We start from the raw sequence: 14,404 nt of genomic DNA on the forward strand, positions 1-14,404 counted from the left end.
TCTTAATTTGTTTCTACTTCCGAAATTATAAGCGGATAAGCCTTTCTAACTTCTTCTATTTCGGTTGAGGATAAATCTGATAAAGATTTTCTAAAATTATTTTGGGAATAGACTTCACGCAAATCAGTGATAGCTTTTGAAATACTATTTTGAACCTGAATAAACAATTCATAAGATGTTTGCCTATTGTGTTCCAACGAAATAATAGCTTTTTGGGGATTATCGGAAGCGGTTAAAAGTTGCTCACCTGAACAGTAACTACAAGAGTTATCCCCATTATTATTTACAAAATTTGAAACTTGTTGACTAATAGCATTCAAAGGGACTAATTTATTATTCATTAATATGTCATTCGAATTATTTAAAACAATACGCAATACGTTGTTATCAGCCGTTAGCGTTGCACAATCATTGGTAGGGCAGAAGGCAGGTAAATTTCTATTAATGCCAGCATCGGTTGAAATCGTGGTTGTTACTAAGAAGAAGATAAGTAATAAAAAAGCAATATCTGCCATGGAACCTGCATTTACGTTTTCGGAGTTTCTGTGATGTCTCATAGTGCTAACAAGTTAAGAATTAGATTTTTACAAACACAAAAACAATACCACGAAAATAATTACAAAAAAAAACAGCAACTTGTGCTGGTTTTTTTTCAACTTTAACTAATTCAAACTAATGTTTATAACGTTTAATTCCGGTCCATAATGTGCCATGCTGAATGCATTTTTTCCGTATGGTAATTCTTTTTTGAGCAAACGTTATTAAGGCGTTGGAATCTCGGGAAATCTTTATTAATGCGTGCATGATATGGTGGTTTTTGCTTCTCTGCCTGTAGGCAGCATTGATTGTTGGTTAATTCTTTAAATGATAGTACTATCTATAACGTCTTTTACTATTCCAAGTAAAACCTTTTGTACTGCTCGTTCTTTTTGATAATTGATTACTGTCTAAAGTTCTCATAATATATTTGATTTTTAATTGATTGATGAATTGTTTACCTAATTACTATCTAAAGCGTCTCTTACTGTTCCAGGTAAAGCCATTTGTAGTGTTCGTTCTTTTCGATAATTGCCATGCCTGCTGGTAGGCGGGATTGCTGTCTAAAGTTCTCATGATATTAATATTTATTGGATTTGTATACTTAATAGACGACACATAAAATATTTTGTTACAGTACTATGCATTACAAAGTAGTTATTTAACATATTTTAACATTTTATAATAGGATAAAAAGTCATTTGAATAATCTGAAAACAGCTACCATTATTAATGTTATCCTAAATTGTACCTTATGATTTATATATTTCTCATATTTGCTATATATTTATCGTGTTTAAAACATTTAGGTATAGTTTTTGAATTGTAAGCTCTAATAAATTTTCATGAACCTATAAAATGAATATAGTCCGTTACATCATGCTTGTTGGAATTATACTGTTGATTTGTTCGCCTATACATGCGCAAATTGATAGCAATCCAAATACTTCGACTTCCATACCTGCCATAAAAACTGATTCAGGTACTAGTGGTATTAGTATTTCTCCTATAGAAAATAACGGCTTTTCAAATCCTAATCCTGGAAAGGTGAATGGGTTAACGGTTCCTAATAATTCGACTTTAAATATGGATAAGAAACCATTTTCTATGTTTGGTGAAAAGTTTGGTAATCCAGGAGAGCTTTATGAAGAGCGCTTTAAAAAGCAAGAAAAAAATTTCGATAATATTTTTGAAACAGATGAAATAGGTTCTAAAACAGATCAATATTTAGGTGACTATAAGACAAAGTCTTCAAAAGTTCGCGTGCTTTATCGTGATCATGGCTCTATTGATGGTGATGATATTCGGGTTTTTGTTGATAAAGATATCATGATGCCTTATGCACTTTTAACTTCAGATTATAGAGGTTTTGTTTTGCAGCTAAAAACAGGCTTTAACGTCATTGATTTTTTAGCTTTAACAGGAGGGGCAGTTGGCGCAAACACCGCTCAAGTGGTTATCATGGATGAAAATGATGAGATTATTGCTTCTTCTGGCTGGTGGTTGGCAAAAGGAGTAAAAGCAACCCTTATTATCGTTAAAGAATAATTTTATTGAATAGTTTCTAACCATTCAACGCTTCCCATTTTTAAATCTCCTAACATTATTGTTCCAATGCGAACGCGAACCAATCGTAAGGTTGGAAAACCAACAGCAGATGTCATTTTTCGGACTTGTCTAAACTTTCCTTCCGTAATAGTAATAGAAATCCAGGTGGTTGGACCATGGCGTGCATCGCGTATTTTCTTTCCGCGTTCAGGAAAGTCGGGAGTTGCTTCCAAAACAAATGCTTTTCCTGGTTTGGTAATATATGGTTTGCTATTCACTGTAATAGGAACGCCAGCTTCTAAAATATGCATGGCTTCAGGCGTTATGATGCCATCCACTTGTACATAATATTCTTTTTCTATTTTACTACTAGTAATAAATGTACTAGTTTGGCCTTCAGTAGTAAGTAATAACAAGCCTTCGGAATTTTCATCTAATCGACCAATTGCCATTGTGCCTTCAGGAAAATTATATAATTCACCCAATAAGCGTTTGTTACGTTTTTGTTTCCCATTAATAACAAACTGACTAATAAAACCATAAGGTTTAAAGAGTTTGAAATGTTGATTTGGCGAATTTGACATGTGCATATAAAATAGGAAAAAGCTATGAGGTTGCAAAAATAAGTTTTAAACCATAGTTGTTGAAAAAGATTCTGTAATTATTTCTAAAAAATTCTTGAATAACCTTGAAAAGAACGTATTTTTGCGCATTGGAAAAATTTATGAGCACGAGTATTTCATTATCAGAATTAGCAGACAGAAAAGAAGGTAAAAACCTATATAGTTATCAAAAAGGGGCTATCAACAAGATTTTTAAAAGTTTTGAAGAAGCACCTGAAGACTACCATTTACTATATCAACTACCAACGGGAGGTGGTAAAACCGTCATTTTCTCGGAAATAGTAAGACAGTATTTAAAACATCACAAAAAGAAGGTATTGGTAATGACTCACCGGATTGAGTTGTGCCGTCAAACCTCTGGTATGCTTACCGAGTTTGGTGTGGAGAATAAAGTAGTAAACAGTAAAGCCAACCTGGACGACCAAGCGCAATACAGTTGTTTTGTTGCTATGGTTGAAACATTAAATAACCGTTTAAACGAAGATAAACTGGATATTTCAGATATTGGTTTGGTTATTATTGATGAAGCTCACTATAACTCGTTTACAAAACTATTTAAGTTTTTTGAAAAATCCTTTATTTTGGGCGTTACTGCTACACCTTTAAGTTCCAACATTAAATTACCAATGAAGGACAATTACGATGAATTAATTGTAGGTGAGAGCATTGAATCCCTTATTGAAAATGAATTTTTAGCAAAAGCGGAAGTCTACAGTTATAATGTAGGATTAACATCTTTAGTTGTTGGTGCTAATGGTGACTATACGGTAAAATCTTCTGAAGATTTATACACCAATAATGATATGCTTTCCAAGTTACTTCAAGCTTATGAAGAGCGTGCAAAGGGAAAGAAAACCTTAATTTTTAATAATGGTATTAATACATCCTTGCATGTATATGACACCTTTAGAATAGCGGGATATCCCGTAGCACACTTGGATAATACAAACACAAAAAAAGAACGCAAAAAAATATTAAAATGGTTTAAGGAAACACCGGATGCAATTTTAACATCAGTTAGTATCTTAACCACAGGGTTTGATGAGCCAACCGTTGATGCCATTATTTTAAATCGTGCCACAAAATCCCTTACCTTATATTACCAGATGATTGGTAGAGGTTCGCGAATATTAAAAAATAAGAGCAAGTTTACGGTATTAGATTTAGGCAACAATTTACATCGTTTTGGTCCTTGGGGAGCAGATTTAGATTGGCATCGTATTTTTAGATCGCCAAATTTCTATTTAGATGGTATTTTAGCGGATGAAGAAATTGAGGAAAATTTCAGATATGAAATGCCGGATGATTTGCGTGAAGCATTTGCCAAGTCAGAAGACGTTTATTTCGATATAAAAAAAACATATATAGCAGCGGTAAGAGCTGGTGAATCCTCCAAAGTAGTTCTTGAACGCTCCATAGAACATCATGCAAAAATTTGTGTGGAAAACAGTGAGGATTTATGGGATGCATTAGATTTAGCAAAACAGCTAGGTGATGATATTGATTATCGCATTCACCGCTACACGAAGTGTATTAGCAAGAGTACCTTTAATTTTGTGGAATGGCTAAAGGATGATTATCGTAAAAAATTACGGGCTTATTTGCGTAGTAATTTTGATGAAGTATATCTAAAAGTTCATGGAAAACCGCCTGAAGATTAGCGTGTTTACCACCATACAATAAAACTTTTTATAATAGAATCATCAGCCTGTTTTATCCAACAACAGGCTGAATTTTTTTCAATATAAATTCTATTCAGGTCTTCCTGCGAAGCCTCATAATCTATCCAATTTACAGCGTGGTGCGGCTGAATTAACCAATCCGGTTTACTCGGAAAATAGAAACTACAGGTTTCAAATGTCGCTACGTGTTCTTTTCTTAAGTAAATGCCCACAATACAATCTGGATTTAATTCCTTTAGCATAATTTCTTTTTTATAGGGCAAAAATAATAGTGCTTTAAAACAAACTTTTTGCTGAATCTTACTCACATCTAATTTTAAATTTGCCAGTAATGTTTTCGTTTGCGGCTTATAGAGTAGTGGAAGCTGCTTGTTTTTTAGCTTGGTAAGTTTTTCAACGAGACTATCTTTTCTGTTAGGTCCAATAAAATGATCTGTTTCTGTAATTCCTACAGAATCATCATACACATAAAATTTATAGACAATTTCTAAATGAATTGGTTCGTTATTTAAAGTAATTATAGCATCTAGTTCGCCAATAGTTTGCTTTAGTTCTTGTATTTGAATATTTTCAACTAATATAGAAACGGCGTCATTTTGTTCCAGTTCATTAAAAACAAACTGTTCCACACGTTTTCCTAAACGTAAATTCTTGGGTAAGGTTTTAATATAAGAATCTATTGAATTGTTGGGTAAGGTTAATTGTGAAATTCCCATAATAGCCGATTCCAGCCACAAAGCGGGTGTCTGTTTATAGCCTTGATATTGCTGTTCTATTGAGTCTAATTCTGAATGCATAGTAATACAAATAAACAAAATAAAAAAGACTGCCAAAGTAGGCAGCCTTTAATATGGACTAATAAAAAAATATTAGCTAATTATTCGTCGTTTGATGCCATTAAGGCAAAAAACTTATTGATATTTGGTAAAATAATGATACGTGTACGTCTGTTTTTAGAACGACCATCTGCCGAATCATTTTCGGCAACAGGTAAGTAAAAACTTCTACCAGAAGCAATTAGTTTTTCAGGAGCAACATTATAATCCTTTTGTAATTTTCGTACAACTGATGTTGCACGTAATACACTCAAGTCCCAATTGTCTTTAACAGCCCCTGTATTAATACTTCTAGCATCTGTGTGTCCTTCAACCATAACCTCAATACTTGGTTCTGAATTGATAACATCGGCTAATTTTTGTAAAATATTATTGGCCTTATTGCTCACTTTATAACTAGCGGTATTGAATAATAATTTATCCGAAATGGAAATCATAACTACCGTCTCATCTATATTAATGGCAATATCATCATCTTCATTTAAGCTGCTTGTGTCCATGGATTTACGCAAATTGTAACCAACAGCTAAATTCATGGAGTCTTTTAATGTTTCCGCATTTTGTAATGCCACAGGATCCACATGTTTCAAGGTCTCATTCATTTGCTTACGTGTATCATTAGAGATAATCATATCATCTCCAACGGAAACAAATTTGGCATCATTTTCTTCGGTTAATTGATTTAATTTGGAATTGTAGGTGTCTATTCGCGCTTGAATTTCGGCGAATTTATTTTCTAAATCTTCTTTAGCAACTCGTGTTTTTTGAAGTTCACTTGTTAATTCGCCATTTTCCTGTTGTAAAGCAACATATTTCTTTTTTGAAACACAGGACATGACTACGACACTTGTAAATACAAGAATTGAAATTTTTTTAATCATAATTATAGTTAAGTTTTTAGTTCAATATAATTACGACTAGATGCAGGTTATAGATGTTTCAATCTCTGTTTTTTGATTTATTTAACATAATTTCTATTGGTTTGAAGTACCAATTACCGTGGATAATTCAAAAACTTCCAAATCAAAATAAGGAACGGCAGCCAAAGCATGGTCGAAAATATCTGACATAATATATTCATAATTAGCCCAACGTTTATCGGCACTAAAGGCATAAATCTCTAAAGGCAATCCTTGAGAGGTAGGTGCTAATTGACGTACCATAATCATCATGTCTTTATTGATTCCTGAATGGTTTTCAATATAACTTTGCATGTATTTACGAAATACGCCTAAATTTGTTAAATTCCTTCCATTTATTAAAGTGGATTTATCAATGGCGTTAGATGTATTGAAATTAACAATATCATTTTGTCTTTGATTCAAATACGCAGTTATTAACTGAATATCCTTCAGTTTTTCAATTTTTTCATCTGTTAAATAATGAATGCTCTTCGCCTTTAAAAGGATAGATCGTTTTATACGTCTTCCTCCCGAGGATTGCATACCACGCCAATTTGTAAACGAATCCGTTATTAGTGCAAATGTTGGAATATGGGTAATTGTTAAATCGAAATTTTGAACTTGAACTGTGGAAAGGTTAATCTCGATAACATCCCCATCAGCTCCATATTTTTCCATAGTAATCCAATCGCCAATACGAACAGAATCATTAATTGCCACTTGAATACTGGCAACAAATCCCATAATGGTGTCCTTGAAAATCAACAAAAGAATGGCTGATGCAGCACCTAATGTGGTGAAAAATTTAAGAAAGGACAAATTAATTACAACCGCTAAAATGGATGCGAAACCTATAATCCAAATAAACAACATGCCTACTTGAATGTAACTATCTATAGGTTTGTCTCGTAGTCGTGGTAAGGTTTTAAAATAAGATTCAAAGGTTTGTAAAACACTTCTAATAATCCATACGGTTAAAACTATTCCATAAACCTTAATTAATACTATAATATGACTTTCAAATTCGGGGTAATCATAAAAAACAAAAGGGAAGAGTTTTAATGTAATAATTAAGGGAACAATATGCGCAATGTTTCTTGGTGCTTTGTGATTAACTAATAAATCATCAAAATTAGTTTTCGACTTTGCCGCCAAACTATTAAATACATTTATTAAAAGTTTACGAGCAACAAAATCCGCAATTACAATTATAATAAGCAAACCTACTAACAGAGCTAGCATATTAATAGCTTTCGCATAGGATTCAGATGAACCTGCAGCTACACTATAATCATAAATTAAACATTGTAAATCTTGCATACTTTTTAAGCTTTCTTAAGGTAATGGTATTCCACGTAAAATGTACCAAATGGGATAATTGAGGCCAGTAAAACTTTAGCAAGAGTACTATTGCTCCATTCCATTTTTTTGCTAATTACTATAGCTAATATAATGTATGCAATAAATAATATACCATGTGGCATACCTAACATTTTAACATATTGAGGATCGTCTGATAGATACTTTATTGGTGTAGCAATAAAAAGTAATAAAATATAAGAAACACCTTCTAAAAAAGCAATAATGCGAAATAATGGTAACATATAAATAGTTTGTAAAATTAGCTGCAAAAATACAATTCCTTAAACAATCTGTTCGTGGATTTAACAATTAATTATCGATCAATTTTTGCGTTAAATAACAACCAATTAGCCGATTACCGATTTTTATGTTTAACATAACGAATATAATAGACTCAGCTACAATTAAATAATAAATTTAACGCACCAAACGCTATTAATTATTTAAATTTTGTCATTAATTAAACCTACATCTCAATTTACGTTTATCATGTGTTTTTGCATGATGTTTCTATTTGCTAGTTTCTCCAATGCGCAAACTACAACCGCTATTCCAGATTCAAATTTTGAACAAGCGCTCATTAATCAAGGTATTGATACTAATGGCTTTACTGGAAATATACTAAATAGTGATGCCGAATTAGTAAACAATTTGAATATTAATGATAAAAACATTTCGGATCTAACTGGTATTGAAGCTTTCATTCACCTGAAATATTTAAATGCTTATTTTAATAATTTGTCGACTTTAGATTTATCTAATAATGCCTTTTTAGAAGTTTTGGATATTGATAATAACAGTATTGAAACACTAAATATTTCTCAAAATCTCCTTCTTAAAGAAATATACGTTAGTAATAATTTATTACAAACATTAACGGTTTCCCACCTTCCTAATTTAGAGTTATTAGCTTGTAGTTTAAATAATTTATCAACACTTAATGTTTCAAATAATTTAGAACTTGAGGTGCTTTCATGTTATTCTAATAATTTAAACACTTTAAATGTTACAAATAATCAGGAATTGGAATCTTTAAATTGTGGTACTAATAATTTAAATGTTTTAAACATTTCAAACAATCATGATTTGCGCAGCTTGTTATGTTCAGGTAATAATTTAAATACCATTTCTTTCAGTCAATGTTCTGATATTACCTATGTCGATATTAGTAATAATCAGTTTACCGAATTGGACTTAAGCGCTAATAGCGGTTTGAAACGATTGATGTGTGAAAACAATAACATTGCGGAATTGGAGCTTTTTAATGCACCTCAATTATTATTGTTACATGCTAGCAACAACTTATTAGAAGACATTGATATATCTGCAAACAATGATTTACGATTTGTACGTTTGGGTAATAACAACTTAAATACGTTAGATATCCGGAACACTAGAAATCATAGAATCTCAAGCTTCAATGCCGAAGGAAATGCTAATTTGACTTGTATTTTTGTAGATGATGTTCAAGCTAGTTATTTAGCCAATTGGATAATTGATAGTGCTTCACATTTCGTTGCTAATGAAACAGATTGTAACTCATTAAGTAGGGAAGAGGTTGCCCAAAATTTAGATGTTTTATTGTATCCAAATCCAGCAACGGATTATTTGCATATCAAAAATTTAAATTCTAATGCCCATATTGATATCTATTCAGTAAACGGTAAATTGGTAAAACAGCAAACTTCAACGCCTCAAGTAAATAGCATAAACATTTCATCTTTAAGCTCTGGCTTATATGTTGTTAAGGTTTCCTACTTAAATCAATCAATTACCAAAAAAATCCTCATAAATTAGAATCAAAGTTAGCTCTATTCTATTTAGGTCACTACAAAGCTATAGATAATTTTAACGCTTTCTTACGGATTGCATTTATAGAGTTTAAGTATCTTTAAACTCTAAACTAAACACTATGCAACCAAAAATTTACAGCTTAATAGCTTTATTCATCTTTTGTATGTCATGCGAAGAAAAACCCAAAGAACCCGTTCAAGAAATTGAAAAAGATTTCGCTATTGATTACGAAAAATTTACTTTAGACAATGGTCTAGAGGTGATACTTCATCAAGATAACAGTGATCCAATTGTTGCTGTAGCAACGATAATGCATGTAGGTTCCAACCGCGAAAAACCAGGTAAAACAGGTTTTGCTCATTTCTTTGAACACATGAGTTTTAATGATTCAGAAAATGTACCAGTTGGTGCTAACAGAAAAATGATTCCGGAATGGGGTGGAAGTCGTAATGGCGGAACTTCCAACGATTATACGGTTTATTACGAAGTTGTTCCAAAAGACGCTTTTGAAAAAATCTTATGGATAGATTCTGATCGGTTTGGTTATATGATTAATACGGTTACTAAAGCGGCCTTGGAACGTGAAAAACAAGTTGTTAAAAACGAAAAACGCCAACGTGTGGATAATGCTGCTTATGGATATACAGATGAAATTATCCGCTCCAATCTCTATCCAGAAGGCCATCCATATAACTGGACGGTTATAGGATCTTTACCCGATTTACAAGCGGCTACCATAGAAGATGTTAAAGAATTTTACAATCAATATTACGGAGCCAGCAATGCTACTTTAGTAATTGCAGGTGATATTGATTTTGAAGAAACCAAGACGTTAGTCGAAAAATGGTTTGGCGAAATTCCAAGTGGTCCTGAAGTAGAATCCTTACAACCACAACCTGTAACTTTAGCTGAAACAAAGTCTTTATATTTTGAAGATAATTTCGCTAAACTTCCTGAATTGCGTATGGTATTTCCATCCGTGGAGGAATATCACAAAGATTCGTATGCACTCCAAATTCTAGGACAATTGTTAAGTGGGAGTAAGAACGCACCTTTATATCAAGTCGTTGTTGAAGAGCAAAAATTAGCACCAAACATCAGCACATACCAATACAGTAGCGAATTGGCTGGGGAATTTGTGTTTCGCGTCAGAGCAAATGAGCAAACTAATTTAGATGCTGTTAAAAAAGCAATCGATTCAGGTTTAATACGTTTTGAGAAAAACGGTGTCAATGAACGTGATTTAAAACGTATAAAAGCGGAATTGGAAACCAATTTATACCAAGGCGTAAGTACGGTTTTAAATAAAGCATTCCAATTAGGTCAGGATAATGAATTTGCAGGCGACCCTAGCTATATTACCAAAACAGCTAAACTTACAAATGCAGTTTCTGCAGATGATGTTATGCGCGTTTACAAGCAATATATCAAAAACAAAAATTACGTAATGACCAGTGTTGTGCCAAAAGGGCAACTTGATTTAGTGGTTTTAGATGCTAAAGAAGCAACGGTTTGGATTGAAGAGGTGAAACAAGACGTAGCTAGCGAGGAAGTTGGTCAAGGTGAAGAAGCTGAATACGAAAAAACAGTTAGCAAATATGATAGAAGCGAACCTGCTTTTGGCGAATTACCAAAATTTAAAATGCCAGCCATTTGGACTGAAAATTTAGAAAATGGCATGCGCGTTTTTGGTATAGAAAACAACGAAACACCATTAGTACAGTTTGACATTACTATTCCTGGTGGACAACTATTAGATCCTAAAAATAAAGCAGGTGTTGCCAGTATGTTAAGTAATTTAATGCTTGAAGGTACAGCCAATAAAACGCCAGCAGAATTAGAAGAAGCTATTGGTTTATTAGGTGCCACTATTAATATGTACAGTACCAATGAGGATTTTCATATTACAGGTACTTGTTTAGAAAAAAACTTTGAAGAAACCATAGCACTTGTCAAGGAAATTATCCTAGAGCCACGTTGGGACGAGGCCGAATACAAGCGCCTTATGCAAGGTTTGGAAACTAATTTGAAAGACAGAGAATCCAATCCAAATGCTATAGCCAGTTTGGCTTATAACCAATTGTTATATGGTAAAAACCATCCATCCGCTATTCCTGGAAGCGGTACGTTAGAATCGTTTAAAAATATTAGTTTAGACGATTTGAAAGCATATTACAGCAATTTAGTTCCTGAAAATGCGAATTTTCATATTGCAGGTGCTATGTCAAAATCTGAAACATTAGGCGTATTAGAAACCTTAAATACTTGGAAAGGTCAAGCGCCACAAATTCCAACGTTTCAATTACCTTCGGAAAATAATAAAAACACCATTTATTTTATTGATGTTCCAGATTCTAAACAATCCGTTTTAAATATTGGGAAATTAGCTTTATCTGCAACCAATGACGATGCTCAAAGTTTAGACTTTGCAAATGAAATTTTAGGTGGTGGTTCTAGCGGTCGTTTATTCCAAACATTACGGATAGAAAAAGGCTATACCTATGGCGCCTATTCTGGAACTGGAACTAGTTTGGAAGTGGCTCCTTTTACAGTGCGATCGAGCGTTCGTGCAAATGCCACTTTAAAATCATTGGAAATCATACAAGATATGGTTGCTAATTATGCTGAAAATTTTACAGAAGCTGACGTTGAATTAACCAAAAACAAGCTTTTAAAAGCCAATACACGTGCTTATGAAAGTTTAGGTGCTAAATTGGCTATCCTTCGTAATATTAGTAAGTATGGATACTCCAATGATTATATTGAAAAGAATCAAGCAGCATTAATTGCCATGACTTTGGAGGATTATAAAAACATCATCAATAAATATTTACAGGAACCTGAAATGATTTATGTTATAGTTGGTGATAAAGCCACACAATGGTCTGAAATTAAAAAGTTAGGGAAACCAGTTGTGGAGTTGGATATTTTTGGAAATCCCAAGTAATTTTATAAAACCCTCCAACTAATAATTTTAAATGCATAGTAAGCTGTTAGCTGCTATGCATTTTCTATTTTTGCATAAACCATAATCAACATGTCTTCTATTACTATTCCTGAATTTGAAAAATCAACCACACGATTGGCGGTCAAGTTAAACGCAAATGGTGAACGCTCTGTGCTTCAAGGTCATCCTTGGGTTTTTGAAAATAGTATTGAAAAAATTAATAAAGACGGAAAATCTGGTGATGTTGCCGTAATTTTTAGAAAACGCGATAATGCGTTTATTGGTGTAGGTTTGTATGATGCGTCTTCGCCAATTAGAATTAAAATGTTACATCATGGTGAACCCAAAACGATTAATTCAGCATTCTTCCAAAGTAAAATAGATGCTGCTTTTAAAAAACGAGCTTCACTCTTAAAAACAAATACTACAGGTTATCGCTTGTTATTTGGTGAAAACGATGGCTTTCCAGGATTAATTGCTGATGTATATGCCAATGTTTTGGTAATTAAAGTATATTCTGAAATTTGGTTAGGATACATTAAGGATATAACCGAAATGCTTATAACTATTTCCAATGTTGAGACGGTTGTTATGCGCTTAAGCAGAAATTTGCAACAAGCAGATTTCGGTTTGGTTGATGGTTCCGTAATTTACGGCACTTTAGAAAATGAAGTCGTAAAGTTCATTGAACATGGTGTCCATTTTTCCGCCAATGTCATTAAAGGTCATAAAACGGGTTACTTTTTAGATCACAGAGAAAACAGACGTCGTGTGGGCAAATTAAGTACAGGTAAAACGGTGTTGGATGTGTTTTCATATGCTGGAGGATTTTCAGTTCATGCTTTAGCCAATCACGCAAAAGAAGTCACAAGTTTAGATATAAGTAAGCAAGCGCTTGAAATAGCTTTAGAAAATGGCAGGTTGAACGACTATACTGGGAAACATCATATTATTGCAGGTGATGCGTTTGCTGAAATGGAACAACTCATCCAATCTGGTAAAACCTTTGATGTGGTGGTAATTGATCCACCTAGTTTTGCCAAGCAACAGTCCGAAATACAGTTAGCCAAAAAGAAATATGCCCAATTAGCACAACTAGGAGAAAAGCTTACTGCAAAAGGTGGTATGTTGGTTTTAGCGTCCTGTTCGTCTCGAATTATTGCCGATGCCTTTTTTGATGTGAATAAAGCAACATTGTCCCAGGCCAAAAGGCGTTATACATTGGTTTTAAAAACACAACATGACTCCGATCATCCTATTAGTTTTCCAGAAGGTGCTTACTTAAAATGTGGGTATTACCAATTGGATTAATTGGAGAATTGCCAAGCCAAAATTCGGGATACTTTCTGACCTTGGGCCATATCAATAACTTGATGTGTTGCTTCCAATTTATCTAATTGCTTGATTAGCTTGGGTAAATTGGCCGCTTTAGAAACTAATGTTGTAAACCAACCTACTTGGTTACTAAATGTTTTACTTTCCTTAATCATGCGTTTTATAAATAAAGCTTCCCCACCATTACACCATAATTCATACGATTGACCTCCAAAATTAAGAGCTGCTTTTTTATCCAAGTTCAGATTTTTCAGTTTACGTTGTGTTCCTTTTAGAGCTTCTTGTTCGGACGCATGAAACGGTGGATTACACATGGTAAAATGATAATATTCTTCCGGTTTTATAATATTAGAAAAAATATATGCAGGATTTTCCTGAAAACGAATTTCAACCAAACCCTCCAAACTCGAGTTTAAATTGATGTTGTTTTGAGCAATTTCAACAGATTGCTTATTAATATCTGCACCAACCATGCGCCATTGATACAGTTTTGCTCCTAAAATTGGATAAATAGCATTTGCGCCAACGCCAATATCTAAGCCTTTAACAGGTAAAGTTTCAGAAGTAATTAAATCGTTTAGGTAATGTAAATAATCCGCACGACCAGGAATAGGTGGGCACAAATAACCTTTAGGTAATTGATAATCCGTTAATCCATAATCCGAAATAAGAATGGCTTTATTTAATTGATAAACAGCATCTGATAAAGAAAAATCAATAGTTTTTGTTTGAAACTTATTCGTAAAAACAAATGGTTTTAAATCTGGATTTGCATGAATTAATCTTACAAAATCATAAGATTTAAGATGTTTATTATTTGGATGCATGGTTAATAACT

Annotated in this window: 12 protein-coding genes; 5 read left to right on the forward strand and 7 right to left on the reverse strand. The window is 33.1% G+C overall.

The window, feature by feature from the left end; translation table 11 throughout:
• Window positions 1-2: 2 nt before the first annotated feature.
• Window positions 3-557 carry an ExbD/TolR family protein gene (locus ACFPH8_RS06845; protein ID WP_248399752.1) on the reverse strand — a complete coding sequence of 185 codons (555 nt, stop codon included), beginning with the start codon at window positions 555-557 and terminating at the stop codon, window positions 3-5.
• Window positions 558-1,395: 838 nt separating this feature from the next.
• Here ACFPH8_RS06845 and ACFPH8_RS06850 point away from each other — a divergent pair.
• Entirely contained in the window at window positions 1,396-2,085 is a 690-nt protein-coding gene (locus ACFPH8_RS06850; RefSeq protein WP_376859587.1) for a hypothetical protein, read from the forward strand.
• Between the two features lie 2 nt (window positions 2,086-2,087).
• Here the strand turns inward: ACFPH8_RS06850 and ACFPH8_RS06855 are convergent, their stop codons facing one another.
• Window positions 2,088-2,675, reverse strand: coding sequence for a pseudouridine synthase (locus tag ACFPH8_RS06855; protein ID WP_376859986.1), 588 nt, complete (start codon window positions 2,673-2,675; stop codon window positions 2,088-2,090).
• Between the two features lie 134 nt (window positions 2,676-2,809).
• Here ACFPH8_RS06855 and ACFPH8_RS06860 point away from each other — a divergent pair, with 134 nt between their 5' ends.
• The gene (locus tag ACFPH8_RS06860) at window positions 2,810-4,369 is read left to right on the forward strand and encodes a DEAD/DEAH box helicase (protein WP_248399746.1); all 1,560 of its coding nucleotides are present in this window, start codon (window positions 2,810-2,812) and stop codon (window positions 4,367-4,369) included.
• A 5-nt stretch (window positions 4,370-4,374) separates the two neighbouring features.
• Here ACFPH8_RS06860 and ACFPH8_RS06865 read toward each other — a convergent pair whose 3' ends face one another.
• The 4 genes from ACFPH8_RS06865 to ACFPH8_RS06880 form a co-directional block, all read right to left on the reverse strand.
• Window positions 4,375-5,187, reverse strand: a complete 813-nt coding sequence (locus tag ACFPH8_RS06865) for a DUF1853 family protein (protein WP_376859590.1) — start codon at window positions 5,185-5,187, stop codon at window positions 4,375-4,377.
• A gap of 80 nt (window positions 5,188-5,267) precedes the next feature.
• Window positions 5,268-6,104, reverse strand: a complete 837-nt coding sequence (locus tag ACFPH8_RS06870) for an OmpA/MotB family protein (protein WP_248400617.1) — start codon at window positions 6,102-6,104, stop codon at window positions 5,268-5,270.
• 96 nt (window positions 6,105-6,200) lie between these two features.
• A complete protein-coding gene (locus tag ACFPH8_RS06875; protein ID WP_376859592.1) occupies window positions 6,201-7,448 on the reverse strand; it encodes a mechanosensitive ion channel family protein in 1,248 nt (415 codons plus the stop codon).
• A gap of 5 nt (window positions 7,449-7,453) precedes the next feature.
• Entirely contained in the window at window positions 7,454-7,732 is a 279-nt protein-coding gene (locus ACFPH8_RS06880) for a DUF3817 domain-containing protein (RefSeq protein ID WP_248399740.1), read from the reverse strand.
• A 208-nt stretch (window positions 7,733-7,940) separates the two neighbouring features.
• On the opposite strand from ACFPH8_RS06880, the gene ACFPH8_RS06885 reads away from it, so the two are divergent.
• The 3 genes from ACFPH8_RS06885 to ACFPH8_RS06895 all read left to right on the forward strand — a co-directional run bounded on the left by ACFPH8_RS06885 (window position 7,941) and on the right by ACFPH8_RS06895 (window position 13,542).
• Window positions 7,941-9,287 (forward strand): T9SS type A sorting domain-containing protein, encoded by a 1,347-nt coding sequence (locus ACFPH8_RS06885; RefSeq protein ID WP_376859594.1) that lies wholly within the window; start codon window positions 7,941-7,943, stop codon window positions 9,285-9,287.
• 115 nt (window positions 9,288-9,402) lie between these two features.
• Entirely contained in the window at window positions 9,403-12,231 is a 2,829-nt protein-coding gene (locus tag ACFPH8_RS06890; RefSeq protein WP_376859596.1) for a M16 family metallopeptidase, read from the forward strand.
• Between the two features lie 90 nt (window positions 12,232-12,321).
• Window positions 12,322-13,542, forward strand: coding sequence for a class I SAM-dependent rRNA methyltransferase (locus tag ACFPH8_RS06895; RefSeq protein ID WP_376859598.1), 1,221 nt, complete (start codon window positions 12,322-12,324; stop codon window positions 13,540-13,542).
• Here ACFPH8_RS06895 and rlmF read toward each other — a convergent pair.
• Window positions 13,539-14,393: a 23S rRNA (adenine(1618)-N(6))-methyltransferase RlmF gene (rlmF, locus tag ACFPH8_RS06900; RefSeq protein ID WP_376859600.1), complete on the reverse strand. Its 855-nt coding sequence runs from the start codon at window positions 14,391-14,393 to the stop codon at window positions 13,539-13,541. The genes ACFPH8_RS06895 and rlmF overlap by 4 nt on opposite strands.
• Window positions 14,394-14,404: the final 11 nt, after the last annotated feature.

The sequence above is a fragment of the Bizionia hallyeonensis genome (genome assembly GCF_042657385.1).
In the GTDB taxonomy this organism is placed as follows: Bacteria; Bacteroidota; Bacteroidia; order Flavobacteriales; family Flavobacteriaceae; genus Algorimicrobium; species Algorimicrobium hallyeonense.